25 protein-coding genes and 1 pseudogene are annotated in these 25,871 nt (G+C 65.2%); 17 read left to right on the top strand and 9 right to left on the bottom strand.

All coding sequences use genetic code 11. The annotated features are described in order from the left end of the window. Window positions 1-52 precede the first annotated feature (52 nt). Genes I6F24_RS17705 through I6F24_RS17695 form a run of 3 tightly spaced genes read left to right on the top strand, consistent with a single transcriptional unit; the run spans window position 53 to window position 2,850 of the window. Complete coding sequence (locus I6F24_RS17705; RefSeq protein WP_036013919.1) at window positions 53-1,102, top strand: aromatic ring-hydroxylating dioxygenase subunit alpha; 1,050 nt, start codon at window positions 53-55, stop codon at window positions 1,100-1,102. 3 nt (window positions 1,103-1,105) lie between these two features. Further along, window positions 1,106-1,858, top strand: a complete 753-nt coding sequence (locus tag I6F24_RS17700) for a GntR family transcriptional regulator (RefSeq protein WP_036013918.1) — start codon at window positions 1,106-1,108, stop codon at window positions 1,856-1,858. Between the two features lie 11 nt (window positions 1,859-1,869). After that, a complete protein-coding gene (locus I6F24_RS17695) occupies window positions 1,870-2,850 on the top strand; it encodes a PDR/VanB family oxidoreductase (RefSeq protein WP_036024744.1) in 981 nt (326 codons plus the stop codon). A gap of 165 nt (window positions 2,851-3,015) precedes the next feature. On the opposite strand, the gene I6F24_RS17690 is transcribed toward I6F24_RS17695, so the two are convergent. The 3 genes from I6F24_RS17690 to I6F24_RS17680 form a co-directional block, all read right to left on the bottom strand. After that, window positions 3,016-4,977, bottom strand: a complete 1,962-nt coding sequence (locus I6F24_RS17690) for an EAL domain-containing protein (protein ID WP_036024745.1) — start codon at window positions 4,975-4,977, stop codon at window positions 3,016-3,018. 171 nt (window positions 4,978-5,148) lie between these two features. Then, on the bottom strand, window positions 5,149-6,009 hold the full coding sequence (locus I6F24_RS17685; protein ID WP_036024747.1) for an EamA family transporter: 861 nt from the start codon (window positions 6,007-6,009) through the stop codon (window positions 5,149-5,151). A gap of 72 nt (window positions 6,010-6,081) precedes the next feature. Beyond that, entirely contained in the window at window positions 6,082-6,696 is a 615-nt protein-coding gene (locus I6F24_RS17680) for a TetR/AcrR family transcriptional regulator (RefSeq protein WP_036024748.1), read from the bottom strand. Between the two features lie 149 nt (window positions 6,697-6,845). On the opposite strand from I6F24_RS17680, the gene I6F24_RS17675 reads away from it, so the two are divergent. Beyond that, on the top strand, window positions 6,846-7,856 hold the full coding sequence (locus tag I6F24_RS17675; protein WP_225148847.1) for a hypothetical protein: 1,011 nt from the start codon (window positions 6,846-6,848) through the stop codon (window positions 7,854-7,856). 11 nt (window positions 7,857-7,867) lie between these two features. Here the strand turns inward: I6F24_RS17675 and I6F24_RS17670 are convergent, their stop codons facing one another. Beyond that, window positions 7,868-8,233, bottom strand: a complete 366-nt coding sequence (locus I6F24_RS17670) for a nuclear transport factor 2 family protein (RefSeq protein WP_036024749.1) — start codon at window positions 8,231-8,233, stop codon at window positions 7,868-7,870. Window positions 8,234-8,334: 101 nt separating this feature from the next. Here I6F24_RS17670 and I6F24_RS17665 point away from each other — a divergent pair, with 101 nt between their 5' ends. Genes I6F24_RS17665 through hemC form a run of 3 tightly spaced genes read left to right on the top strand, consistent with a single transcriptional unit; the run spans window position 8,335 to window position 11,610 of the window. Further along, entirely contained in the window at window positions 8,335-8,925 is a 591-nt protein-coding gene (locus tag I6F24_RS17665) for a TetR/AcrR family transcriptional regulator (RefSeq protein ID WP_036024750.1), read from the top strand. A 53-nt stretch (window positions 8,926-8,978) separates the two neighbouring features. Beyond that, window positions 8,979-10,604 carry a choline dehydrogenase gene (locus I6F24_RS17660; protein WP_036024751.1) on the top strand — a complete coding sequence of 542 codons (1,626 nt, stop codon included), beginning with the start codon at window positions 8,979-8,981 and terminating at the stop codon, window positions 10,602-10,604. 25 nt (window positions 10,605-10,629) lie between these two features. Beyond that, window positions 10,630-11,610 carry a hydroxymethylbilane synthase gene (gene hemC / locus I6F24_RS17655; protein ID WP_225148846.1) on the top strand — a complete coding sequence of 327 codons (981 nt, stop codon included), beginning with the start codon at window positions 10,630-10,632 and terminating at the stop codon, window positions 11,608-11,610. A gap of 264 nt (window positions 11,611-11,874) precedes the next feature. Here the strand turns inward: hemC and hemE are convergent, their stop codons facing one another. Continuing rightward, window positions 11,875-12,909 carry a uroporphyrinogen decarboxylase gene (gene hemE, locus I6F24_RS17650; protein WP_225136286.1) on the bottom strand — a complete coding sequence of 345 codons (1,035 nt, stop codon included), beginning with the start codon at window positions 12,907-12,909 and terminating at the stop codon, window positions 11,875-11,877. Window positions 12,910-13,015: 106 nt separating this feature from the next. On the opposite strand from hemE, the gene I6F24_RS17645 reads away from it, so the two are divergent. Together I6F24_RS17645 and I6F24_RS17640 are read left to right on the top strand one after the other, a co-directional pair. Continuing rightward, the gene (locus I6F24_RS17645; protein WP_036013926.1) at window positions 13,016-13,231 is read left to right on the top strand and encodes a hypothetical protein; all 216 of its coding nucleotides are present in this window, start codon (window positions 13,016-13,018) and stop codon (window positions 13,229-13,231) included. Window positions 13,232-13,405: 174 nt separating this feature from the next. Continuing rightward, a complete protein-coding gene (locus I6F24_RS17640) occupies window positions 13,406-15,307 on the top strand; it encodes a diguanylate cyclase (protein WP_036013907.1) in 1,902 nt (633 codons plus the stop codon). 6 nt (window positions 15,308-15,313) lie between these two features. On the opposite strand, the gene I6F24_RS17635 is transcribed toward I6F24_RS17640, so the two are convergent. Together I6F24_RS17635 and I6F24_RS17630 are read right to left on the bottom strand one after the other, a co-directional pair. Further along, window positions 15,314-15,532: a SlyX family protein gene (locus I6F24_RS17635; RefSeq protein WP_036024763.1), complete on the bottom strand. Its 219-nt coding sequence runs from the start codon at window positions 15,530-15,532 to the stop codon at window positions 15,314-15,316. Beyond that, a complete protein-coding gene (locus I6F24_RS17630; protein WP_225138970.1) occupies window positions 15,522-16,289 on the bottom strand; it encodes a rhodanese-related sulfurtransferase in 768 nt (255 codons plus the stop codon). Before I6F24_RS17630 ends, I6F24_RS17635 begins: the two co-directional genes overlap by 11 nt. Window positions 16,290-16,485: 196 nt before the next feature. On the opposite strand from I6F24_RS17630, the gene ggt reads away from it, so the two are divergent. The 5 genes and pseudogenes from ggt to I6F24_RS17605 all read left to right on the top strand — a co-directional run bounded on the left by ggt (window position 16,486) and on the right by I6F24_RS17605 (window position 22,686). Beyond that, window positions 16,486-18,072, top strand: a complete 1,587-nt coding sequence (ggt, locus tag I6F24_RS17625; protein WP_225148845.1) for a gamma-glutamyltransferase — start codon at window positions 16,486-16,488, stop codon at window positions 18,070-18,072. A 167-nt stretch (window positions 18,073-18,239) separates the two neighbouring features. Beyond that, window positions 18,240-18,854 (top strand): (2Fe-2S)-binding protein, encoded by a 615-nt coding sequence (locus I6F24_RS17620; RefSeq protein ID WP_036013925.1) that lies wholly within the window; start codon window positions 18,240-18,242, stop codon window positions 18,852-18,854. Between the two features lie 4 nt (window positions 18,855-18,858). Next, on the top strand, window positions 18,859-19,875 hold the full coding sequence (locus I6F24_RS17615; RefSeq protein ID WP_225148844.1) for a xanthine dehydrogenase family protein subunit M: 1,017 nt from the start codon (window positions 18,859-18,861) through the stop codon (window positions 19,873-19,875). Window positions 19,876-19,877: 2 nt separating this feature from the next. Then, window positions 19,878-22,159, top strand: a pseudogene (locus tag I6F24_RS17610) (xanthine dehydrogenase family protein molybdopterin-binding subunit). 62 nt (window positions 22,160-22,221) lie between these two features. Continuing rightward, on the top strand, window positions 22,222-22,686 hold the full coding sequence (locus I6F24_RS17605) for an FKBP-type peptidyl-prolyl cis-trans isomerase (protein WP_036024769.1): 465 nt from the start codon (window positions 22,222-22,224) through the stop codon (window positions 22,684-22,686). Window positions 22,687-22,846: 160 nt separating this feature from the next. Here I6F24_RS17605 and I6F24_RS17600 read toward each other — a convergent pair whose 3' ends face one another. Continuing rightward, window positions 22,847-23,065: a CsbD family protein gene (locus I6F24_RS17600; RefSeq protein ID WP_036013900.1), complete on the bottom strand. Its 219-nt coding sequence runs from the start codon at window positions 23,063-23,065 to the stop codon at window positions 22,847-22,849. Window positions 23,066-23,193: 128 nt separating this feature from the next. On the opposite strand from I6F24_RS17600, the gene I6F24_RS17595 reads away from it, so the two are divergent. The 3 genes from I6F24_RS17595 (at window position 23,194) to I6F24_RS17585 (ending at window position 24,760) form a co-directional block, all read left to right on the top strand. Further along, on the top strand, window positions 23,194-23,712 hold the full coding sequence (locus tag I6F24_RS17595) for a cupin domain-containing protein (RefSeq protein WP_036024770.1): 519 nt from the start codon (window positions 23,194-23,196) through the stop codon (window positions 23,710-23,712). A gap of 96 nt (window positions 23,713-23,808) precedes the next feature. Continuing rightward, complete coding sequence (locus tag I6F24_RS17590) at window positions 23,809-24,237, top strand: VOC family protein (RefSeq protein ID WP_225112441.1); 429 nt, start codon at window positions 23,809-23,811, stop codon at window positions 24,235-24,237. A 34-nt stretch (window positions 24,238-24,271) separates the two neighbouring features. Continuing rightward, window positions 24,272-24,760 (top strand): VOC family protein, encoded by a 489-nt coding sequence (locus I6F24_RS17585; protein ID WP_225112442.1) that lies wholly within the window; start codon window positions 24,272-24,274, stop codon window positions 24,758-24,760. A gap of 159 nt (window positions 24,761-24,919) precedes the next feature. On the opposite strand, the gene I6F24_RS17580 is transcribed toward I6F24_RS17585, so the two are convergent. Further along, window positions 24,920-25,871 (bottom strand): hypothetical protein (locus I6F24_RS17580; protein WP_225156454.1); only part of this gene is annotated, 952 nt, incomplete at its 5' end.

Below are 25,871 nucleotides of genomic sequence, written 5' to 3'. Positions count from 1 at the left end.
TATCCCTCAGCTATTGTATACATAACGTATTCATAAGCCGTGGGAGTGAGACATGACAAAACCCTTCCCCATGAACGCCTGGTACGCCGCGGCGTGGGACGCCGACGTCAAGGCTGCGCTGCTGCCGCGGACCATCTGCGGCAAGCATGTCGTGATGTATCGCAAGGCCGACGGCACGGTGACCGCGCTGGAGGACGCCTGCTGGCATCGCCTGGTGCCGCTGTCCAAGGGCCGGCTCGAAGGCGACACCGTCGTCTGCGGCTATCATGGCCTGAAATACAACGCGCAGGGCCGCTGCACCTTCATGCCCTCGCAGGAGACCATCAACCCCTCGGCCTGCGTGCGCGCCTATCCCGTGGTCGAGCGTCACCGCTACGTCTGGCTCTGGATGGGCGATCCCGCACTCGCCGATCCCGCGCTCGTCCCCGACATGCACTGGAATCACGACCCGGCCTGGGCCGGCGACGGCAAGACCATCCACGTCAATTGCGACTACCGCCTCGTGCTCGACAATCTCATGGATCTCACCCACGAGACCTTCGTGCACGGCTCCTCCATCGGCAATGATGCCGTCGCCGAGGCGCCGTTCGACGTCACCCATGGCGAGAAGACGGTGACGGTGACGCGCTGGATGCGGGGCATCGAGCCGCCGCCGTTCTGGGCCAAGCAGCTCGGCAAGCCCGGCCTCGTCGACCGCTGGCAGATCATCCGCTTCGAGGCGCCGTGCACCATCGCGATCGACGTCGGCGTCGCGCCGACGGGCACCGGTGCGCCGGAAGGCGACCGCTCGCAGGGCGTCAACGGCTTCGTGCTCAACACCATCACGCCGGAGACCGAGAAGACCTGTCATTACTTCTGGTCCTTCGTCCGCAATTATCGGATCAGTGAGCAGCGCCTCACCACCGAGATCCGCGAGGGCGTCTCCGGCATCTTCCGCGAGGACGAGCTGATCCTCGAAGCGCAGCAGCGCGCGATGGACGAAAACCCCGATCGCATCTTCTACAACCTCAACATCGACGCCGGCGCGATGTGGTCGCGCAAGCTGATCGATCGGATGGTGGCGAAGGAAAACGCCCCAAAGCACCTTCAGGCCGCGGAGTAGAACATGGCCGAGCGTGAGGTCGACCGCTCCATCTCGCAGACCGTGAAGGCGCAGCTCGCGCTGCGCGACCAGATCCTGTCGGGCGCCTTGCGCCCCGGCGAGCGCATCTCCGAGCTGCAGGCGGTGGAGACCACAGGCGCCTCGCGCACGCCGGTGCGCATGGCGCTGGTGCGGCTGGAGGAGGAGGGGCTGTTGGAGGCGATCCCCTCCGGCGGCTTCATGGTGAAGGCGTTTTCGGAGCGCGACATCTCCGATTCCATCGAGCTGCGCGGCACGCTGGAAGGCCTGGCGGCGCGCTTTGCCGCCGAGCGCGGCGTCTCTGCGCGCGAGCTCGAGCCGCTGAAGGAGTGCCTCGCTGCGATCGACGAGCTGCTGCGGCAGGTCCCGATCTCGGTCGATGCTTTCTCGTCCTACGTCGCGCTGAATGCGCGCTTCCACGCCCAGCTCACGGAGCTGTCGCGCAGCCCCCCGCTGATCCGGCAGATCGACCGCGCCTCGGCGCTGCCGTTTGCCTCGCCGAGCGGCTTCGTGATGGCGCAATCGGCGTTGCCGGAGGCACAGCAGATCCTGATCATCGCCCAGGAGCACCATCGCGTCGTGATCGACGCCATCGAGAACCGCGAAGGCGCGCGCGCCGAGGCCGTCATGCGCGAGCATGCCCGGCTGGCGGTGCGAAACCTGCGGCTCGCGCTGCGCAACCGCACCCATCTCGACCTCTTGCCGGCGCTCGCGCTGATCAAGACCGCAACCGATTGAGGGCAGTCACCATGCGCTTCATCGAGACCTGGACCCCAGCAACGCTCGTCGCCACCCGCGATCTCACCCCGAACGTCCGCGAATTCCTGATCAAGCCGGATCAGTTCGAGGCCGCGGCCTATCCGGTCGGCAGCCACATCAATGTCAGCGTCACCATCGACGGCCTGCCGGAGACGCGGTCCTATTCGCTGGTTGGCGAGGCCTCGTCGCACGGCCTCCGAATTGCTGTGCGCCGCGCGAAGGATTCCCGTGGCGGCTCCCGCTACATGTGGTCCTTGCAGCCGGGCGCGCGGCTCGACATCACCCAGCCCGCCTCGCTGCTCGCGGTGGATTGGACTCGCGAGAATTATTGCCTGATTGCCGGCGGCATCGGCATCACCCCGATCCTCGGCGCCGCGCAGGCGCTGGCGCGGCGCGGGGCGGATGTCACGCTGCATTATGCCGTACGCTCGCGCCGCGAGGCCGCCTATCTCGACGATCTCGCCGCGATGCTTGGCGATCGCCTCGTCGTTCATGCCAGCGAGGAAGGCAGCCGGCTCGATCTCGACGCGCTGTTCGCCTCATTGCCGCAAGGCACGCTGACGCTGTTCTGCGGCCCGATGCGCATGCTCGACGCCGCACGCCATGCCTGGATCGGCGCCGGCCATCCGCTCCCCGATCTCCGCTACGAGACGTTCGGCTCCAGCGGCACGCTGCCCACCGAAACGTTCAGGGTGCGCCTGAAAGACTCCGGTGTCGAGCTCGAGATCCCGCGCGAGCGCTCGATGCTCGACGTGCTCAATGCCAGCGGCTTTGAGGTGATATCCGATTGCAAGCGCGGCGAATGCGGCCTCTGTGCCATCGACGTGGTCGATGTCGACGGCGAGATCGACCATCGCGACGTCTTCTTCAGCGACCATCAGAAACAGAGCAACCAGAAGATCTGCGCCTGCGTCTCCCGCGCGCGGGGCACCATCACGGTGGACACGCTGCTGCGGGCGGATGCGGTTTAACACTGGGAAAGGTCATCGTGCCCGGGTTTGTCCCGGGCATCCACGTTCTTCCGCGTGAGGTTAGGCGTGGATGGCCGGGACATAGGCGAGCGGAAGCGACGCCGTCCTTCGGACGGCTATGCCCGGCCATGACGCTGTCGAAGCGTGAGCATCCCAAACTGGTGCTTACGCCGCGTAAATCGCCCGGTACTTCTTCGTCTCCAGCAGCGCCATCACCCCGTCCGCGGCCACCGGCCGGCTGATGAGATAGCCCTGCACCTCGTCGCAACTGATCTGCCTGAGATATTCGAGCTGGTCGGCGGTCTCGACCCCCTCCGCCACGACGCCGATCCGCAAATCGCGCGCAAGCGAGATCACCGATTTCACGATGGCCGCGCAGTCCGGCTGCACCAGCATATCGCGGATGAAGGACTGGTCGATCTTGATGCGGCTGAACGGCAGCTTGCGCAGGTAAGTCAGCGAGGAGAAGCCGGTGCCGAAATCGTCGAGCGCGAGGGTGACGCCGAGCTCCAGCAGCGCGTTCAGGACCGTCGCGGCCGAACCGTATTTCGCCAGCAGCATCGATTCCGTGATCTCGATCTCGAGCCGATGCGGGGCGATCCTGGCCTCGGCGAGCGCCTGCACGATGGTCTGGAGGATGGCCGTGTTGTGAAATTGCGCGGCCGAGAAATTCACGGCAACCCTGATGTCTTCGGGCCAATCCGCCAGCGTCGCGCAGGCGCGGCGGATGACCCATTCGCCGATCTCGTGGATCAGCCCGGTCTCCTCGGCGATTGGTATGAATTCACTCGGCGGCACCAGCCCGCGCGAAGGATGCTGCCAGCGCAATAGCGCCTCGAAGCCGGTGATCCGGTTGGTGCCGAGATCGAGGAACGGCTGGAACACCAGGAACAGCTCGTTGCGCGCAATCGCGCCTGCGAGGTCCGCTTGCAGCGCCTTGCGCTCGCGGGACGATTTGTCGTCGGCCTGTTCGAAGAAGCAGACCGTGCCCGGCCCCGCCTTCTTGGCGCGGTAGAGCGCGGCGTCGGCATTCTTCATGAGGTCGAGCGGTGTGTTGCCGTCGCGTGGCGCCAGCACGATGCCGACGCTCGTCGCGCCGACGATCTGGCGACCCTCGATCTGGAACGGCTCGCTGAAGGCCGCGACGAAGCGTTCGGCGATCTCGAGCGCATCCTCGGGCCGTGTCAGATTGGCCATCACCAGCGCGAACTCGTCGCCGCCGATCCGCGCGACGTGCTCGGCGGCGCGCGTGCAGCGTTGCAGGCGGCTGGCGACCTGGACCAGGAATTCGTCGCCGGCGGGATGGCCGAACTGGTCGTTGACCTCCTTGAAGCGGTCGAGATCGAGCAGGAGCACCGCGAATTCCTCGCCCGATAGCGCCAGCCGCTTGAGCGCGGCATCGAGCGTTTCGTTGAAGGCGACGCGGTTGGGCAGGTGGGTCAGGGGATCGAGCCGCACCGTGCGCTCGGCCTCGATCTGCCGCATCATGCGCCGGGCGAACGAGAACGAATTGACGAACACGCCGCGCAAAAGGACGCTGCCGTAGACCACGACGAGAAAGGCGATGAGGAGAAAGGCGAGATCGCCGTTCTGGCCGAGGCAGATGGCGATGCCGAGGAAGATCGGCGCCGTGAAGGCGATCGCCGCGATCGGAATGGTGGCGAAGGCGAGCGCGCCGCCGGCCAGCATGCCCGCGCACAGGCAGGTAATGACGAGCTGGCCGCCGCTGGAAGCGTCGGCGAAGAAGGCGACCGGGACGATGCCCCAGGCGGCGCCGAGGATGAAGGCGTTGCGCACCAGCCGGTACATCGCGCGACGCGAGACGAATTGCGGCTTGGTGATGCGGCGCGCGACGTGGGATTGCAGGCCAAATCCGATCGCGGCGGCGGCGACAGCCGCCGCCCAGATCAGGGCGGGCATCCTGTCCGGCGACTGCCACAGCGCGATGGCGAGCACGATGGCGTTGCAGGCATTGGCCAGCATGATGCCGACCGAATAGCCGAGCACCAGCGACATCTGCTCGGCGCGGATATGCCCGGCCACGGCCTCGTCCGTTGCGGGACCGCCAAAGGCCGACAGATCGCCGGCGAACAGCCGTGCGACATAGCTGGTCGTTTGAGTCCGCATTCAATAGCCTAGCAGCACGGGCCGTTCTTTTCGGCTCGATCCGGAGAATTCGCCGTAAACCTTTGACGAACTATGAATTATCCCCGCTTGCCGCGCCGGCCGCGACCACTTCTGCGTGCTCTTCACGCAGTATCGATAACAAATCGATACAAATGCCCGACAGGCCGGACATCAAAGGGGGCGGGGGCGCGGTCTCAGCTGGGCGATGGCGACCCCGGAGATCGCGAGCAGTCCGCCGACGATCAGCTTGGGCGTAAGCCGGTCGCCGAGAAACAGTACGCTCGAAAGCAAGGCAAACACCGGAAGTAGCAGACCGAAGGGCGCGACGCGCACCATCGAGCAACGGGCGATCAGCCAGAACCAGAGGCCAAACCCGACAATTCCCCCGGCGAAGATCGTGTAGGCGAGCGCCAGCCAGCCAAGTTCGCCCGCCGTCACAAGGCTCGCCGCTTGTCCATGTTCAAGGAGCAGCGACATCAACATGACCTGCGGTACCGTGAGCAGCGAGGACCACCCCATCAACATCAAGGGATCGAAGGGGCCATAACGCTTCGTCAAGACGTTGGACACCGCGAAGGCGAAAGCCGCTCCGACTACAAGCAGCAGCGGAAGCGGGTTGGCGGACTGGTCAGGCTCCGCTGCCAACACCGTCACGCCGACGAAAGCAAGCATCACTCCGGCGCAGGTGGCGAGTGACGGTCTCTCCGCGAGCAGCAGCCATGCGAGCAGGACGGTGAAGGGCGTGGCGAGTTGGTATGCGACGGCCGACATGCTTCCCGAGCCGAGCCCAAGGCCAACGTAGAACAGCCCGAAATTCAGTCCACCAAGGAAGAGCGAAATAGCTGCGACAGGGCCGAGCTGTTGACGCGTGGGCCTGTCCACGAACGGAACAAGCAGCAGCGCAATGGCCAGAAAGCGCAGTGCGAGGAAGAAGAGCGGTGGAAACTCCGCAACGCCCACTTTGATGGCCACGAACTGATAACCCCAGATCAGGGGAACGGCGATCGCGCAGACGATCTGGATGGCAGACATGGCGGATGTCCTTTTTAAAGACCGATCAGTCCAAATATGGGCGCACCATCAGCGCAGGCGTCACGGGGTTGCTTACCTGACGAAACGACCGATGAGAGCGTCGACGGCCGCTTGCGATGTGGTCCGTGCCGGTGCCGTCTTGCCGACCACGCGCAGCCCTTCAACGAAACAGACGAGAACCCGGGCGGCCGTTGCGGGCTCAACACCATCGGCCAACCTGCCCGCCGCTTTCGCGCGGGACAGTGCATCGGTCACTTTGGCCTCCATCGCCTTGAAGAAGCCCGCAACGCGTCGACCGACGTCGGCATCTCCGCCAGCCAATTCCATGGCCGTGGCCACCAGGAGACATCCGCGCCGGCCGTTGCTTCCGCTGGTGCGCTCGACGTAGCCGGCCAGGCAGGCCCGCAGGCCGTCGACCGGATCGTTTCGGGGGTCGAATTCGCCATCCATCCGCGCCAAGGCATCCGCGATGTAACGATCGAGCGCCCGCAAGAACAGCGAATGCTTGTCACCGAAAGCGGCGTAGAGGCTGCCCCGCGACAGCCTGGTCGCGCGCAGGAGATCGGGCAGCGCCGTGGCGTGATAGCCGCGCGACCAGAACACATCCATCGCGCGTTCGACGGCAGCGTCCACGTCGAAACTTCGCGGCCGGCCACGGGGCATCGGCGTTGCAGTATTTTGCCTCATGCCGATATATAGACCGATCAGTCATTAAATGACAAGCCCAAGCTCCGGGGATCATCAGCCTCCTATCCGGACCTCAACACCGGAATCTGCGCTGATGTTTTCTTCTCGTCAGCGGATCGAGACGCCCCCTCGATCGCGTGATACGTTTCGTGGACCGGCAGGCCACCGTGCGCCGCGTCGGCACCGGATGCGTTCGAAATTCCGAGGGCCTGTCCATGAGCGAGCCTTCAGCCGATGTGTCGGCAACGGTCGAATACACGATGGACAAATGGCGGATGGACCGGGTCCCCTGGGCCCTGTGGGCTTGCGTCGCCGGCCTTGCGATCGCGGTTCACGCCGAGAGCCGTGGCCAGAATGGAGCGGTTTTGGCAGTCGTCTATGTGGCTCTGCTGGGGCTGGCATTCGCAGGCTATGCCCTGACGAGCCTGATCGGGCGGGCCGGCCTGCCCTTGCTGCTTGAGTTGTTGATCGGTGTCCTTGTCCTGATCATCGTCTCCGGCGTGATCGGTGTGATCAGCGTGTTGGTCGGCGGGCCAAGCGGCCGCTCCAGCTATGTCGGCACCATGCCCAGTCTCTATTGGACTCATCTCGTGAACCCATCGCTGAACGTTTTCGGCTGGATGTTGCTCTATCTGGGTTTCGGATGGATCGCGTTTTCAGCTTACCGGCACTTCTACGCGGATCGGGCGGTCGTCTCCATGTCTTCCGCGGGCATCCACTTTCACAGGCCATGGCTCAAGGGTCTCTTCATTCCCTGGCAGGAGGTGCGCGGGGTGGGCCATCTGGTCGTTCCCGGCATCTCGGGGGTGCCGTATGTCAGTCCATACGCTGCGGCCGTCACGGTCGGTCAAAACTTCTATGAGCAGCATATCGCCCCGAAGCGCAGCTTCTTCTCGCCACCCGGGGCCGAGGCCATGTTCCAGCCGAAAGGCGAGGCGATCCAGGTGGTGCTGAGCAGCGCCGACATGGCGGTCAAAGCGGAAGATTTTCTCGAGCCTGCCGAGGCGCGGTGGAAGACATTTCGGGATCAACCGGCATCGCCATCCCAACGCGGCGGCACCGTCTTCTACGGACGGTGGTCGATCGATGGCTCTCGGTGGCAGGCCGTTCAGTTTCTTGCGCCTCTCGTCGGTCTGGCCGTGGTCATGCTGTACCGATAGGGTAATCCCGCTCAGCGTCCGAGTTGCTTCGGATCGTAGAAGAAGCGCTCCTCGATGATCTCATTGCCTCGCCAGGTCTGCCATGCGATCTCCTCCAGCGTCCGCGTCGCGCCCTCGGCGTCGGTGAAGGAGAACTTCCAGCGGCTGGCGACGACGTCGCCATCGATCAGGCTCGGGCCGAGGCGCACGGCCGTGACCTCCTTGAACGCCGCCAGCACGCCGCGCTCCTTATCCGCGAGCTTGTCGCGCCCGACCACCGGCGCGGCGAGGTTCTCATAGGTCGCGGTATCAGCGGTGTAGTAGTCGAGGATCGCGCCGACGAAGTCGCCATCCTCCAGTCGCTTCGTAAAGGCTTCGACGATCTCACGGCTCGGCATGGCGACCTCACAATTTAAAACCGACTGATAGTCGGTAATTACCGACCGATAGTCGAAAAGTCAACTGGCCGGCTCTCGCGAATTCGACTAGACGAGAGCTTATGGCCAAACAGGCGGAGCGGCGGGCGGCGACATCGGAGGCGATCCTGACGGCGGCGCGGCGCCTGTTCGGGACGCAAGGCTTTGCCGCGACCACTATGGACGACATTGCCGAAGGCGCTTCGGTGGCCAAAGGCGCGGTCTATCATCACTTCAAGACCAAGGAGGCGGTGTTTGAGGCTGTGTTCGACCAGGTGTCGCGCGACCTCGTTGCCGAGATCGACCGCACGGCACGCGCCGAGAAGGACGTGCTCGCCGCCATGGTCGCCGGCACCCAGCATTACTTTGCCGCGACCGCGAAGGGGCCGACCGGCCAGATCATTCTGCGTGACGGGCCGGCCGTGCTCGGCTGGGAGCGCTGGCGCGAGATCGACGCGCAGCACTTTGGCGGCAAGATGCCGCGTGCGCTCTCCGCCGCGATGGAGGCCGGCCTGATCGCGCGGCAGCCGGTCGAGCCGCTGGCGCGGCTGCTGCTCGGCGCGGTGACGGAGGCCGCGGTCGCCTGCGCCGGCCGCGCCGATATCGCCAAGGCCGGCGCGGAATATGCCCGTGCGTTCAAGTCGCTGGTCGAGGCGCTGCGCGTCAAGGCCTGAGTGTGCTACTCACAAACTCGAAACGCCCGCTCTAACAAGAAGAACAGTAGCGCATGAACGCAAATTCCGCCCTCACACCCACCGATCCCGAATTCGACTACATCATCGTCGGCGCCGGCTCCGCCGGCTGCGTGCTCGCCAACAGGCTCTCGGCGAACGGCAAGTACAGCGTGCTGCTGCTCGAGGCCGGCCCGAAGGATTCCAACATCTGGATCCACGTCCCGCTCGGCTACGGCAAGCTGTTCAAGGAGAAGAGCGTCAACTGGATGTACCAGACCGAGCCGGAGCCGGAGCTGAAGGGTCGCCAGGTGTTCCAGCCGCGCGGCAAGACGCTGGGCGGATCGAGCTCGATCAACGGCCTGCTCTATGTCCGCGGCCAGCACGAGGACTACGACCGCTGGCGCCAGCTCGGCAACACCGGCTGGGGCTATGACGACGTGCTGCCCTATTTCAAGAAGGCCGAGAACCAGTCGCGCGGCGCCGACCAGTATCACGGCACGGGCGGGCCGCTGCCGGTGTCCAACATGATCGTGACCGATCCGCTGTCGAAGGCCTTCATCGACGCTGCCGTCGAGAGCGGTCTGCCCTACAATCCTGATTTCAACGGCGCGACCCAAGAAGGCGTCGGTCTGTTTCAGACCACGACGCGCAACGGCCGGCGCGCCTCGACGTCGGTGGCCTATCTCGGTCCCGCGAAGGCGCGCAGCAATCTGAAGATCGAGACCTCCGCCCACGCTCAGCGCATCCTGTTCGAAGGGCGCCGAGCCGCAGGCGTCGAATACCGGCAAGGCGCCACCTTGCGCCGCGCCCGCGCGCGGCGGGAAGTCGTCGTGTCGAGCGGCGCCTACAACTCGCCGCAGCTGCTTCAGCTCTCCGGCGTCGGGCCCGGCGATCTCCTGCGCAAGCATGGCATCGAGGTGGTGCTCGATGCTGCCGGCGTGGGGCATGATCTGCAGGATCACATGCAGGTCCGCATCGTCATGCGCTGCTCGCAGAAGATCACGCTCAACGACACCATCAATCATCCGCTTCGCCGCACCATGGCCGGCGCACGCTATGCGCTGTTTCGCAAGGGATGGCTGACGATCGCAGCCGGCACGGCGGGCGCCTTCTTCAAGACCAGTCCGCGCCTCGCCTCGCCCGACATCCAGGTTCATTTCCTGCCGTTCTCGACCGACAAGATGGGCGAGAAGCTGCACGATTTCTCCGGCTTCACCGCTTCGGTTTGCCAGCTCCGTCCTGAAAGTCGCGGTTCCCTCCGCATCAAGAGTGCCGACCCGGCCGTGCCGCCGGAAATCCGCATCAACTACATGTCGACCGAGACCGATCGCACCACCAACGTCGAGGGCATCAAGATCTTGCGCAAGATCCTGAACGCTCCGGCGCTGAAACCGTTCGTGGTCAGCGAGTACGACCCCGGCGCGGAGGTATCTTCGGATGCCGAGATCCTGGATTACTGCCGCGAACGCGGCAGCACCATCTATCATCCGACCTCGACCTGTCGTATGGGCAATGACGCGCTCGCGGTGGTCGATCAGCGGCTGAAGGTGAGGGGACTCGAAGCCTTGCGTGTCGTCGACGGCTCGGTCATGCCCGATCTGGTGTCAGGGAACACCAATGCGCCGATCATCATGATCGCCGAAAAGGCCTCCGACATGATATTGGAGGATGCGCGTTAAATTCGCGCTTTGAAAGGATTTGGACTTGGCTACGCGACTGAAGATCGGCACACGCAAGAGCGCCATGGCGCTGGCACAGACGGAAGAGATTGCGCGCCGCCTGACCGCCGCGGTGCCCGGTCTCGACGTCGAGATCGTCAAATTCGATACCACGGGCGATCTCGACCAGACCAGCAAGCTGCTGCCGCATGGCGGCAAAGGCGGCGCCTTCGTGGCGCAGATCCGCGCCGCCGTGCTGTCGGGTGAGCTCCAGGCGGCGATGCATTCGTTAAAGGACATGCCTGGTAACGAGGACACGCCGGGTCTCGTCATCGGTGCCACGCTGTCGCGCGATCCGCCTGGTGATGCGCTGGTGCTGCGCGAGGATGTGACGCTGGAGGCGCTGCGGCAGTCCCGCGGCAAGGGTTTCAAGATCGGCACCAACGCGGTGCGCCGTGCAGCCTATGCGCGGCGGCTGTTCCCTGATGTCGAGGTGATCCACTTCCGTGGCGCCGCCGACACGCGCGTGCGCAAGCTCGACAATGGCGAGAGACAGCGCCTGCCGGATGGCGGCGCTGTGGGGCCCGCCGATGCGCTGATCATGGCGCGCTCGGGCCTCGATCGCGTCGGCCTGTCCCACCGCATCGCGTACGAATTCACAGCAGTGGAGATGTTGCCGGCGGCAGGGCAGGGCATCGTCGCGGTCGAATGCGCCGCGCAGGATTGGCAGACGCGGCAGATCCTGTCGTCGATCGACGACTCCGCTGCGCACGCCTCCGCCGACGCCGAGCGCGAGGTGCTGTGGGTGCTCAACGGCCACTGCAATTCACCGGTGGCGGGCTTCTCGACCATCACGGGCGATCGGATGTCGCTCACCGCCTCGGTGCTCGATCTCTCCGGCAACACCATCATCGAAGCCTCGCATACGGGGCCGGCCAACCGTCCGCGCGAGCTCGGCCGCGCGGTGGGATTGGACCTGCTGACGAAGGGTGCGGCGGAGATCATCGAGCGCAGCCGGCCGCGGTAAGCATGCCGAAATCACGATCTCTGATGACGTCATTTTGCACCTGTTTTGCCCGACAAGTCAAAACGCACGGGCGAGTCATGCCCGCCTAATATTTTCAACGACTTGCCTACTGTGCATGGGGTTGTTTTTTGCACTTTTTGCAAGACCCGATCACAACGGCTCGTCATCCCCGGGCTTGTCCCGGGCATCCACGTTCTTCGCGTCGCATGGCAAGGCGTGCATGGCCGGGACAAGCCCGGCCATGACGACGTGGATAGACGGCCCTCACCCCCGCACGCGCCGGATCATCTGCTCGACATGGGCGATCGGCGTCTCCGGCTGGATGCCGTGGCCGAGGTTGAAGATCAGCCGCCCGGCAGCAAAATTGGCCAGCACGTTGTCGACCGCGCCATCGAGCGCGGCGCCGCCCGTGATCAGCACCAGTGGATCGAGGTTGCCCTGCACCGCGACCTTGCTCTGCACCCGCTCGCGGATGAAGGCGGGCTCCGCGGTCCAGTCGATGCTGACGGCATTGACGCCGGTCGCTTCGACATAGCCGGGCAGTTGCGCTCCCGCGCCGCGCGGGAAGCCGATGATCTTCGCGTCCGGCACCTTGGCCCTTACGCCCTCGACGATGCGCCGCGTCGGCTCGACCGACCAGCGCGCGAACTCGGTCGGCGGCAGCACGCCGGCCCAGGTGTCGAAGATCTGCAACGCGTCGGCCCCGGCGTCGAGCTGTGCCAGCAGATACTGAATAGAGTTCTCGACCAGGACGTCGATGATCTGCGAAAAAGCTTCCGGATGCCGGTACGCCATCATCCGGGCCGGCGCCTGGTCCGGCGTGCCGTGGCCTGCGACCATGTAGGTCGCCACCGTCCACGGTGCGCCGCAGAAGCCGATCAGCGCGGTCCTGGGATCGAGCGCGCCGCGCACGATCTTCAACGCGTCGAACACCGGCTCGAGCTTGCCGAAATCGGCGCGCGGCGCCAGCGTCGCCACCTTGGCCGGATCGTCCAGCGGCTCGAGCCGCGGGCCCTCGCCGACCTCGAACCGCACCGAACGTCCGAGCGCATAGGGGATCACCAGGATGTCGGAAAAGATGATCGCCGCATCGAAACCGAACCTTCGGATCGGCTGCAGCGTCACCTCGGCGGCAAGCTCCGGGTTGAAGCAGAGGTCGAGGAAGCCGCCCGCCTTGGCGCGCACCTCGCGATATTCCGGCAGGTAGCGCCCGGCCTGGCGCATCATCCACATGGGCGGGACAGCTTGGTGCTGGCCGGAGAGGACGTCGATGAAGGGTTTCGTCGAAGACTGGGGCACGAATGGTCCTGAAGCAGGTTGTGCTTCCTGATACACCGCCGCGGCCCGCAGCGGAACAGGGGAACCTGGATGATCGGGCCGCGTTGACCAGCCAATGGAGGAGATCATGGCTGAGACATTCAATCCCGCGCCGCACGACAAGCACGCCGAAGACCTGCGCGAGGCGCTCGCTGCCGATCGGCAGTCCAAGCTCGACGACGGGCTGAGGGACACGTTCCCAGCGTCCGATCCCGTGAGCGTGGCGCAGCCGACGCCCTCGAAGGCCGACGCCGATGCCGAGCATCCTTCGCTCTGGGCCAAGGTCAAGGCCATCTTCAGCTAGCGGCGGCGGGCGCCGGATTCCGATCGGCCCGCTAATATCTTGTTAGCGATGCACCGATCGCCGCGTCCGTAAGACTACTGGAAAGGGCGGAAACCGCCGCGTAGTCCGGTAGCGATTTCAGAATTAAATAACAGAAGCGGCAGAGGTTTCCGAACGATCGGAGAACCCTGCCACATGAGCGCTACCCAACGAGCCGGATGGAGCCGCCTGCCGCTGCGCGCGGCGGCCTTCGTGGCGCTGACCTGCGCGACGATCCTCGGCGTCAGCGGTTGGCGTGAATGGACGGCACGCGATGCGGTGCTCAAGGCCGCCGAGATGGAGATGGCGAACGTGGCCCGTTCGCTGACCCAGCATGCCGAAGACAGCCTCGATCTCCTGGATTCCGGTGTCGTCGGCGTGGTCAGCCGGTTGGAGATGGACGGCACCGCACCGGTCACGATCGCGAAGCTGCGTACCTTGCTGGATGTGCGCAAGAAGGCGATCGCGCGCATTCACAGCCTCGCCATCATCGACGATCAGGGCAACTGGCTGACCTCACCCGGTACGATCGGCACGACCTTCAGCGACGATGCCTTCTTCCGACATCACCAGCTCTCGCCGAAGCGCGAGGCCCATGTCGGCCGTCCCGTGAAGAGCCTGCTGGACGGCGAATGGGTCGTCACCCTGTCACGCCGCTTCAGCAAGCAGGACGGCAGCTTCGGCGGCGTGGTGCTCGCGACCATCAGCTCGAACTATCTGTCGCACTTCTACAAGCAGTTCGAGATCGGCCGCAACAGCTCCGTGTCACTGGCGCATGGCGACGGACTGATCGTCGCGCGCAATCCCAGCAACGAGACATTCGTCGGGCGCAGCGTCGCCGACAAGCCGTTGTTCCGCGAGCCGAGCCTGCAACGGCCGAGCGGCGCCCATCATTTCACCTCGTCGCTGGACGGTGTCGAACGCGTCAGCTTCTTCAATCGCAGCGGTCGGTTCCCGCTCCTCCTGCTCGCCACCGTCGACAAGGACGAGCTGCTCGCGCCGTGGCGCGCGGCGGCGATCTCCCGCATGCTCTACGTGTTCGCGCTGGTGATGCTGATCGCAGTCATCGGCGGCGTGCTGGTGCGGCAGTTGCAGCGCGGCCAGCGCATGGCTGTCGCGCTGACCGAGACGGAGGCGCATTTCCGCCTGCTCGCCGAAGGCTCCAGCGACATGGTGACGCGGATCGGCCTCGATGAGCGACTGCGTTATGTCTCGCCCTCGTCGGTCCGCATCGTCGGCTGGCGTCCCAATCAACTGATCGGCACGCCGGCTCTTGCGGGTATCAATCCGGAGGACCTGCCGGAAGTCCAGGCGATCGTCGACGCGATGAAGCGCGGTGAGAAGGAGGAGGCGCGTCTCACCTACCGCAACTCGCATCGGCAGAACGGCGAGATCTGGCTCGAATCGACCATGCGGGTGACGCGCAAGGACAATGGCCAGGTCGATGGCGTGGTCGCGATCTCCCGCGACATCACCGAGCACAAGAGGCTGGAAACCAGGCTCGAGACGCTGGCGATCGAGGACAGCCTCACCGGCCTTGCCAATCGCCGCCGCTTCGACGAGCGCCTAAAGGAGGAATGGGCGCGTGCCTATCGCGACCGCTCCAGCCTTGCTTTGCTGATGATCGATGTCGACCACTTCAAGGCCTACAACGACGAATATGGCCATCCCGCGGGCGATGCCTGCCTGCGCCTGATCGCCAAGATCATCGCGGCCGAAGCGCAGCGCGCCGGCGATCTGGCGGCGCGTTACGGCGGTGAGGAATTCGCCATGCTGCTGCCGAACATCGATGCCGCCGGCTGCGCCCGGATCGGCGAACGGATCCGCAACGCCATTCACGAGGCCGGCCTCGCGCATGGCAGCAATGAGGCGGCTGGATGCGTCACCGCTTCGCTTGGCGGCGCAGCCTGCCGGCCGGCGTTCGAACGAACCGCGGGGGTCGCTGCGCTGGTCGAAGCTGCCGACCGGGCGCTCTATGCCGCCAAGGCCGCAGGCCGCAACCGCCTGGTAATGTCCGGCGAGGTCATGGATCTGCTGCCCAAGGCGTCCGGCCAGTAACACCGTTCAATAATGCGGCGGAGGCTCGTTGGCAGGCCCCGGCGCATTTGCCTCGGCGTCCTGCAGCCGAGCATTGAGCTCGGTGATCTGCCGCGTCAGCCTGTCGATCTGCTTCCACTGCGCGGTGATGGTCTGGTTCAACGTCTCGATCGTATCGTCCTGATAGGCGAGGCGCGTCTCCAGCGTGTCGATGCGCTCGCTCAGCGTCTTGATCTCATTCGTCACGCGTTACGTCCTTGTTTCGCTCGCGCAAGCCGTGGCCGAGCGCCACGCGCTCGTCGAACACGAAGCATTCGCCGCGCCAGCGGCTCTCCGCCTCCGGCACCTCTTCCAGATATCTCAGGATGCCGCCCTTGAGGTGATAGACCTCGCCAAAGCCGCGCGCGAGCAGATGCGCGCTCGCCTTCTCGCAGCGGATGCCGCCGGTGCAGAACATCGCGATCCTGCGGTGCCGTGCCGGATCGAGCCGCTCGGCGGCAAAGTCCTTGAACTGGCCGAAGCTCTTGATGCCGGGATCGAGCGCGCCCTCGAACGTGCCCATCGCGACCTCGAAGGCGTTGCGGGTGTCGAGCACGAGCGTATCGGGTGCTGCGATCAGCGCGTTCCATTCGTGCGGATCGACATAGGTGCCGACCTGACGCGTCGGATCGGCGGCCGCATCGCCCAGGGTGACGATCTCCTTCTTCAGCCGCACCTTCAGCCGTCCGAACGGCATCGCCTCCGCGGCGGAGAATTTCAATTCGAGATTGTCGAGCCTGCCGCCGAACATGTCGCCGCGTGCGAGCTCATGAGCGAAGGCGTCGATCGCCTCCGGTGCGCCGGCGACCGTGCCGTTGATGCCCTCCTGCGCCAGCAACACGCTGCCCTTCAGCCCAAGGCCGGCGCAGCAGGCGCGCAGCGGCTCGCGCAGCTCGCGGTAATCCGGGAGGGCGACGAATTGATAAAAGGCGCAAACCTTGTATGGCGTATTGCTGGACGTCATGGCCGCTCGTTTAGCAGGCGGCTCGCGCCCGGAAAACCCGCATCGCAAGAGCCTGCAAAAGGTCCATACGCCCAGCGGATAGCAGCCATTTTCCTGGTATGCCAGCATTGCCCCGCGGGGCGGGAATGTGCCATGTAGACGCGGTTTTCGAGATGGCGCGCCAACCGCGCCGACGGCCAAGAGAGCAAGACATTCGATGAGAAACTTCCATTTCCCCGGCAGGTCCACGGTCCACGCCACCAACGCGATGGTGGCGACCTCGCATCCGCAGGCCTCGCTCGCCGCGATCGAGGTGCTGCGCGAGGGCGGCACCGCGGTGGACGCGGCGGTTGCCGGCTCGGCCCTGCTCGGCGTGATCGAGCCGCAATCGACCGGCATCGGCGGTGATTGCTTTGCGCTGATCCAGCCGCGGGGCGAGGGCAAGATCGTCGCCTATAACGGCTCCGGCCGCGCGCCAAAGGCGGCGAATGCCGACTGGTATCTCGAACGCAAGATCAATTCCGTGCCGCTCACCTCGGCGCATGCCGTCTCGATCCCTGGCGTGATCGATGCCTTCGCGACCGTGCTGCGCGATCACGGCAAGTTCGGCTTCGACCGGCTGCTCCAGCCCGCGATCAAGGCGGCCGAGGAGGGCTACGTCGTCGCGCCCCGCATTGCCTTCGATTGGAAGAACCAGTTCGAGAAGCTGAAGAACGGTACCAACACCGTGCGCTATTTGTTGCCGGGCGGCCAGCCGCCGGTCGCCGGCGACGTCATTCGCCAGGCCGAGCTCGGCAAGACGCTGCGCGCGATCGCCAGGGACGGCCGCGACGCGTTCTACAAGGGCGAGATCGCGGAGGACATGGTCGAGACCCTCAGGGGCATCGGGGGCCTGCACACGCTCGACGATTTCGCCGCGCACACGACCGAAGTGACCACGCCGATCGGCACCATGTACAAGGGCTATGACGTCTGGCAGTGCCCGCCGAACGGCCCGGGCGTCACCGCGCTGTTGATGCTCAACATCCTGTCGCGGTTCGATCTGACCAAGTACGCGCCCGTGAGCGTCGAGCGCTTCCATCTCGAAGCGGAAGCGGCGCGCATCGCCTACATGAACCGCGAGATGCATGTCGCCTCTTCCGAGCACATGAAGATCAACGTCGCCGAGATGCTCGAGAAGGGCTTTGCCGACGAGTACATCAGCAAGATCCGCCTGGACGGCATGCTCGACCTGCCGAACGTCGCGCCGCCGATGAATCCCTCGACCATCTACATCACGGTCGTGGACAAGGACCGCAACGTCTGCTCGTTCATCAATTCGGTTGCGCATTCCTTCGGCTCGGCGATTGTCTCGAACAAGACCGGTGTCCTGTTCCAGAATCGCGCCGGCGGCTTCCGCATCCAGCCGGGCCATCCCAATTGCATCGAAGGCGGCAAGCGCCCGCTGCACACGATCATGCCGGGCCTGCTCACCAAGGGCGGCCGTTCCACGATGTCGTTCGCGGTCATGGGCGGCCAGTACCAGCCGACGGGCCAGACTCATCTCCTGACCAACATCCTCGACTACGGCTGCGACGTGCAGGAGGCGATCGACATGCCGCGCGGCCTGCACTACGAGGGACAGTATCAGCTCGAGGACAGCGTGCCGGCGGCCGTCGTCGAGGGCCTGAAGAAGCTCGGCCACAAGACCACCAGCGTGGTCGGCCCGCTCGGCGGCGCCCAGGCGATCTGGATCGATTGGGACAAGGGCACGCTCACCGGCGGCTCCGATCCGCGCAAGGACGGCTGCGCGCTGGGTTATTGATCGCCGGCGCAGTTCCCCACGCGAGATCAGGAAAAGTTGACGAAGGGCGGCGCGGCATTTGCTGCGCCGCCCTTCTCTCATCCGGAACTGCGCCCATTGCTCCAGGTTAAGGGGCGATGAGCGGTGCAGGCGTGCGCTGCTTTGCAGATCAGCGGCGGAGGCCTGCCATGCCCGACAAACCAGGTTCCAGATCATCCGGATTCGACCGGCGGGCCTTCATGACCGGCGCGGCGGGCAGCGCGCTGATCCCGATCACGGCGCGCGCGGCGTCGGAGGATGCCCGGGCGCCGGCCGCGCAGGATCCGTCGCTTCCCGTCGAGGTCACGCTGCGCGTCAACGGCAAGGACAAGCGCCTGAGCATCGATGCGCGCACCACGGTGCTCGATGCCTTACGCGAACATCTCAAGCTCACCGGCAGCAAGAAGGGCTGCGACCACGGCCAGTGCGGCGCCTGCACGGTGCTGATCGACGATCGCCGCGTGGTGTCGTGCCTGACGCTGGCCCTCGCCGCCGAAGGGCAGGAGATCACGACCATCGAGGGCCTCGCCACCGACGACCGCCTGCATCCGATGCAGCAGGCCTTCATCGACAACGATGCGTTCCAGTGCGGCTATTGCACGCCCGGTCAGATCATGTCGGCGATCGCGTGCGTGAAGGAGGGCCATGCCGGCAGCGAGGCCGACATCCGCGAATACATGAGCGGCAACATCTGTCGCTGTGCCGCCTATCCCAATATCGTCGCTGCCGTGAAGCAGGCCGCGCCCGAGATCATGAAAGGCTAGGCGCATGCGACCGTTTTCGTATCAAAGGGCATCAGACCCCGACATGGCCGTGCAGGCGCTCGGCGTCGCCGCAGCTGCAAACAATCCGCTGACGAAGGCGGCGGCGCAGCCGCTTGCCGGCGGCACCACCCTGATCGATCTGATGAAGCTCGACGTGATGAGACCCACCGCGATCGTCGACATCAATCCGCTGGCCCCCGCCTGGTCGGCGATCGCGCCAGGCGGCGACGGCTTGCGCCTCGGCGCGCTCGCCAAGATGTCCGACGTCGCCGCGCACGCCGAGATCCAGCGCAGCTATCCCGTGATCGCGGATTCGCTGAAGCTCGCCGCGAGCGCCCAGCTGCGCAACATGGCAACGCTCGGCGGCAACGTGATGCAGCGGACGCGCTGCAACTACTTCCGCGATGTCTCCTATGAGAACTGCAACAAGCGCAATCCAGGCTCCGGCTGTGCCGCAATGGACGGCGTTAACCGCATGCATGCGGTGCTCGGGACCTCCGATCAGTGCATCGCGACGTATCCTGGCGATTTCGCGCAGGCGCTGATCGCGCTCGATGCCATGGTCGAGATCACCGGCAAGGCCGGTACGCGCAGCATGCCGTTCGCGCAGCTTCACAGGGCACCAGGCAGCACGCCCGACATCGAGACTGCGCTTCAGCCCGGCGAGCTGATCTCGGCGTTCTCGATCTCCGGCCGCTGGCCACGCTCCGTGTATTTGAAGGCCCGCGACCGGCAATCCTACGAATTCGCGCTGTCGTCAGCCGCGATCGCGCTCAACGTCCAAGACGGCACGATCCGCGACGCGCGCGTCGCGCTCGGTGGCGTCGCCACCGTACCGTGGCGGGCGCGTGAGGCCGAGGCGCTGTTAAAGGGACAGAGGTTCGACGAAGCTCTGGCACAGCGCGTCGCCGATGCCGCTTTCGCAGACGCCCGCGGGCGCCGGCACAACAGCTTCAAGATTGCGCTCGGCAAGCGTATCGTGGCACGCGCGCTCCAGCAGGCCGTAACGATGGAGATCTGACCATGACCGCTGCAGCTCCCGGGCCAAGGACGAATATGGGGCAGCCCGTGCCGCGCTATGATGCGGCCGCAAAGGTGACGGGGCGGGCGACCTATGCCTCGGACATGCCGCTGGACAATCCAGCCTACGCGTTCCTGGTCACCAGCGCCACCGCCAAGGGCCGCATCGACCGCTTCGACCTCGACGATGCCAAGCGCGTCCGCGGCGTGATCGACATCGTCACGCACGAGAACGCCCCGAAGCTGAAGGAGTCGAAACTGTACAGCAATGGCGGCTATGCCGGCACCACGATCCAGCCGTTGAAATCGGCCGAGATCGCCCATGACGGCCAGATCATCGCCGTGGTGGTGGCGGAGAGTTACGAGGCCGCGCGCGAAGCGGCCAACCGCGTCAAGGTCAGCTATAGCGCTGCTGCGCCCACCGCGACTTTCGATTCGCCGGGGACGACGACGGCCGCCGCGAAAGGACAAAACTCGCAGTTCAAGGAAGACCCGAAGGTCGGGGATTTCGCCAAGGCGTTCGACGCGGCCGAGGTCAAGCTGACCGCCTCCTACGAGACGCCGACGCAGCATCACAATCCGCTGGAGCTGTTCACGACCAGCTGCACCTGGATGGGCGACAATCTCGTCATCTACGAGGGCAGCCAGTATGTCCATGGCCTGAAGCACGGCGTGGCCGAGCAGCTCGGCATCGACGCCGACAAGGTGCGCGTGGTCAATCCCTATGTCGGCGGCGGATTCGGCTCGCGAGGTTCGATGACACCGCGCACCGCCATCATCGCCGCCATCGCCAGGCGCCTGAACCGTCCGATCAAGCTGGTCCCGACCCGCGACCAGGGCTTCACCATTACCACTCATCGAGCCGAGACCCGTCACGAGGTGCGAGCCGCGACGGCAGGCTGGTCGCCTTGAGGCATGAGGGGGCCGAAGTCTCCTCGCGCCCCGACGCCTATTGCGTCGGCGGCACCAAGACCACGACGCGGCTCTATGCCTGTCCGAACGTGGACAGCCTGGTCTCGATCGTGCGTGCCGATCGCAACACGCCGGGCTTCATGCGCTCGCCCCCGGAGGTGCCGTATCTGTTCGCGCTGGAGAGCGCGCTGGACGAGCTCGCCGTGAAGCTGAACATGGATCCGGTGGAGCTTCGCCGTATCAACGACGCCACCAGGGATCCGATTGATGGCAAGCCCTACACGTCGCGATCGCTCATGGCGTGCTTCGACGAAGCGGCGAAGGCGTTCGGCTGGTCGCAGCGCTCGCCACAGCCGAAATCGATGTCCGACGGCGACTGGTTGATTGGCTACGGCTGCGCCGCCACCTGCTATCCGACGCTGGTAGGACCGTCCGCCGCGCGCGTGCGCCTGCAGCGGGATGGCCGCACGCGGGTCGAGATCGCCGGCCATGAGATCGGGACCGGCGCCTACACCGTCATCGCCCAGACTGCCGCCGAGCGGCTCGGCGTCCCACTGGAGAAGGTTGCGGTCTTCATGGGCGACAGCGATCTGCCGCCCGCGCCGGTTGCCGGCGGCTCCAATTCCACCGCCAGCACCTGCTCGGCCGTGATGATGGTGTGCGACCAGATTCGGCAGCGCCTGTTCAAGGCGCTGATGCCGAGCGACAGCCTTGCCGACAAGGCCAAGGAGACCGTCGGCATCAGCCCGGCACCTTCGACCCAGGCGGCCAAGGGCGATCGCTCGCTCGACATCGAGAAGGGATTCGATGCGCTCGGCGTCGGCGTGGTCGAAGAATATGGCGAGTGGAAGCCGGAGGGCGCGCCGCTGGATTCCTTCCGCGCCATGCACAGCGGGCAGGTCCGGTTGATCGGCGGCCATCAAATGAAGGACCAGATCGCCTATGCCTTCGGCGCCGAGTTCGTCGAGGTCCGCATCAATCGCTTCACGCACGAGATCCGCTGTCCGCGCCTCGTCGGCGCCTTCGCCGGCGGCCGTATCATGAATCCGCGCACCGCGCGCAGCCAGCTCATGGGTGGCCTGATCTGGGGCATGTCCTCGGCGCTGCTCGAGGCCACCGAGATCGACGAGCGCAATGCGCGCTACGTCAACGACAATCTTGCCGATTACCTCGTGCCCGTGAATGCCGATGTGCCCGGCGTCGAGGTGATCATGCTGTCCGAGCAGGACGATCACATCAACCCGTTGGGCGCAAAGGGCCTCGGCGAGCTTGGCAATGTCGGCACCAATGCTGCGATCTGCAATGCGGTCTACCATGCCACGGGACAGCGTATCCGCAAGCTGCCGGTCCGGCTCGAAGATATCGAGCTCTAAAGGGGGTGGAAACGGCGACCGCCTTGGGTTAGACACCTCCCGCCTCAAACGGAAGGTGTTTTATGCAGCGTTTCCAGCGCGCGCTCCTCGCCCTGATGTCGGCACTCGCGATCACCGTGATCGCCAACGTGTCGCATTTCGTTTCCACAACGGCCTCGGCCCAGACCGCAGGAAAGACCATGACCACAGCTTCAGGCTTGCAGATCATCGACTCCACCGTCGGCACCGGCGCCTCGCCGCAGCCCGGCCAGATCTGCGTGATGCACTACACCGGCTGGCTCTATGAGAACGGCCAGAAGGGCAAGAAATTCGACAGCTCCGTCGATCGCAAGGAGCCGTTCGAGTTTCCGATCGGCAAGGGCCGCGTCATCGCCGGCTGGGACGAGGGCGTTGCCTCGATGAAGGTCGGCGGCAAGCGCACGCTGATCATCCCGCCGCAGCTCGGCTACGGCGCCCGCGGTGCCGGCGGCGTGATACCGCCGAATGCGACGCTGATGTTCGACGTGGAATTGCTCGCGGTGAAATAACTGACGTCGTCACGCCCGGGCTCGTCCCGGGCATCCACGATCTTCGTGCCGCGCGGTCAAGACGTGGATGGCCGGGTCAAGCCCGGCCATGACGGATGAAATCGATACAAGCAAAAGACCGGCCTTAGGGCCGGTCTTTTCACTTTCAATCTTACGCGCGTCACTCCGCCGCGCGGCGAGCCGCAGCGGCGGCGCGATCCATCGCATCCTTCGCGGCGTCCTTGGCATCGCCCATGGCCTGCTGGCCCTTGCCCTTCACTTCCTGCACCACGCCTTCGCCTTTCATCCGATCGGATCCGGTGGCTTCACCGACGCCCTGCTTGGCCTTGCCGATCGCCTCGTTGGCGGTGCCCTTGATCTTGTCGGTCGTGCTGCCCATGGAAATCTCCTTTCGATTTGCTTGGAATGACAACGCTGGGCGGCTATGAGGGTTCCGATTTTGGTATGGCTTGCGGCTGCGGCTTTGGGTTAGTTTGCCGCGCACGGAACCAACAGAAAGCAAGTCCCATGACCGGCCCTGACCATTCGCATTCCCACCATGACCATGGTCATCATCATGATGACCGCTGGAAACATGACGGCGTGCGGGTCATTCCCGGCAATCAGCTCGATACCAACGTGCCGTCGACAGCGGGCATGGACCGTGCGGCCGCGATCAATTTCGCTCGCGTCGGCGCCCAGAAATTGTGGGCGGGCACCGTCAGCATCAAGCCGGATGCCAAGACCGGCGCGCATCACCACGGCCATCTCGAAAGCGTCATCTATGTCGTGAAGGGCAAGGCGCGCATGCGCTGGGGCGAGAGCCTGCAATTCACCGCGGAAGCCGGCCCCGGCGACTTCATTTTCGTCCCGCCCTACGTGCCGCACCAGGAGATCAACGCCAGCCCCGACGAGGTGCTGGAATGCGTGCTGGTGCGCAGCGACGGCGAGGCGGTGGCCATCAACCTCGACATCGAACCGGTCGAGAAGCCCGAGACCGTGCTGTGGATCGACCCGGTGCACCGGGATCCCAACGAGAAGAAGTAAGGCTCCGCAGTCGGGGTCCGAAAAATTTGTCGGAAGTGATGTCGGATGGCGGCCTGGCCATCCGTCCTTGGCCAGAACCCCGCCAAGGAGCTTCCGATGCCCAAGATGATCTTCGTCAACCTGCCGGTGACCGACCTCAAGCGCGCGACTGCCTTCTATGAGGCGGTCGGCGCGGTCAAGAACCCGCAATTCAGCGACGAGACCGCGAGCTGCATGGTCTTTTCCGAGACCATCTTCGCCATGCTGCTGACCCACGACAAATTCCGCCAGTTCACGCCGAAGCCGATCGCGGACGCCAGGACCTCGAACCAAGCGTTGTTCTGCCTGTCCGCGGACAGCCGCAGCGAGGTCGATGACATCGTTGGCAGGGCGGAGGCTGCAGGAGGCGTTGCCGATCCCAGCCCGAAGGACGAATACGGCTTCATGTACGGCCGCAGCTTCGAGGATCCGGACGGCCACATGTGGGGCGTGAACTGGATGGACCTTTCAGCCGCCCCTCTGCAGCCCGACCTGGCGAACGCCTGAGCCGAAACAGCAGACCTCAAGAGGAGCATTCACCATGTCCAAGCTCGTGCCCTGCATGTGGTTCAACGGCGATGCCGAGGACGCTGCAAAATTCTACGTCTCGCTGGTCCCGAATTCGGCGATCACACACGTTCAGCGCAACGTTTCGGACGGCCCCTCCGGCAAGGAAGGCTCCGTGCTCGTCGTCGAGTTCACCGTGGCCGGACAGAAGCTGGTCGCGCTCAATGGCGGCATGAAGATGGAATACACCCACGCCATTTCGCTGATGATTCATTGCGACGACCAGGCAGAGGTCGACAGTGTCTGGAACGCGTTCCTCGCCCATGGCGGCAAGGCGGAGCAGTGCGGCTGGCTGAGAGATCGCTGGGGCGTGGCCTGGCAGATCGTGCCAAAGGTGATGTTCGAGTTCCTGTCGAGCCCGGACAAGGCCGCAGCCGCGCGCGCGATGCACGCGATGATGAAGATGGTCAAGCTGGATGTCGAGGTGTTGCGGCGCGCGTTCGAGGGCAAGTCGGCGGCGTGAGGGCAGGTCGCTCTCGCCACATACTCACTGTCATCGCCCGGCTTGACCGGGCGATCCAGTACTCCGAGACGGCAGTGATTAAACCGATGGCCGCGGCGTACTGGATGCCCCGGTCAAGCCGGGGCATGACAGCGGAATGTGAGGCGGGATTCTCGCCGGCTAATAATTGATCCGCAGCCCCACGCCGCCGTGGATCGTGTTGCCGACCGGCTGCGGGCCCAGCGTGCCGTTGGCGAAGAGGTCCACGATCCAGCCCTTCTGCACGCGGAAACCGAGGCGGCCGCCATATTCGAACCAGCCCTGGTTACCCATGGTCGGCACCACCGTGCCCTGGCCGGTCACTGTGGCGACGATGCCGCTGTGGCTGGCGAAGGACTGCACCCAGCCGCCATTGATGTTGGTCTCGATGTTGCTGCCGAACAGATGCGTCCACTGGCCGCCGATCTTGACGAGGCTGGTGCGGTCGGTGCCATCAGCGATGCTGGCGTCGAACGGATTGAACGCCACCGCGCTGTCGCGATAGCCGGAGACGCGTTGCCAGAGCTGCCAGACCTCGATCGAGGCCGCGACCTCGTCGCGCGGCGAGAGGCGGCTCATCCAGCCGGCGCGGCCGTAAACGGCGTAGTTGGACGCGTTGGTCGAGCTCGTCACGGTCACCGGCCCGAGGATGGTGTCGTAGCTGCGCGTGTAGCGCGCCTTCTCCCATGGCGTCAGGATCGCGCCGACGTCGAAGAACGGGCGCGACGAGCCCCAGTCGGTGAAGTCGTAGCGCAGCGCGAAAGCGCCGATCGGTGCGCTCGTGATCTTGTAGCCGCCCTCGTTGTAATGCGTGTAGGCAATGCCGGCGAGCAGCGACAGATTGTTGGTCAGCTGCTTGCGGCCGTGGATGCCGGCCGAGAACGAGCCGGCCGAGCCGAACGCGCTGATGCAGTCGCCGCAATTGATCTGCTCGTTGACGCCGAGCAGCACCGTGCCGAGCACCCGGTTGGTGACCATCTGATTGAAGCGCTGATTGGCAAGGCCGCCGATCGAATTGCCGCTGGAATCCGCGCCCGTCGGTCCCGACGGCGACGGAGCCGGGCTCGGTGAAGGCGACGGATAGGGGCTGGGC

It is taken from the genome of Bradyrhizobium sp. BRP23 (assembly GCF_020194135.1).
Lineage (GTDB): Bacteria > Pseudomonadota > Alphaproteobacteria > Rhizobiales > Xanthobacteraceae > Bradyrhizobium > Bradyrhizobium yuanmingense.
Note: the sequence above shows the minus strand (reverse complement) of the source record. Positions and strands in the feature narration are given on the sequence as shown.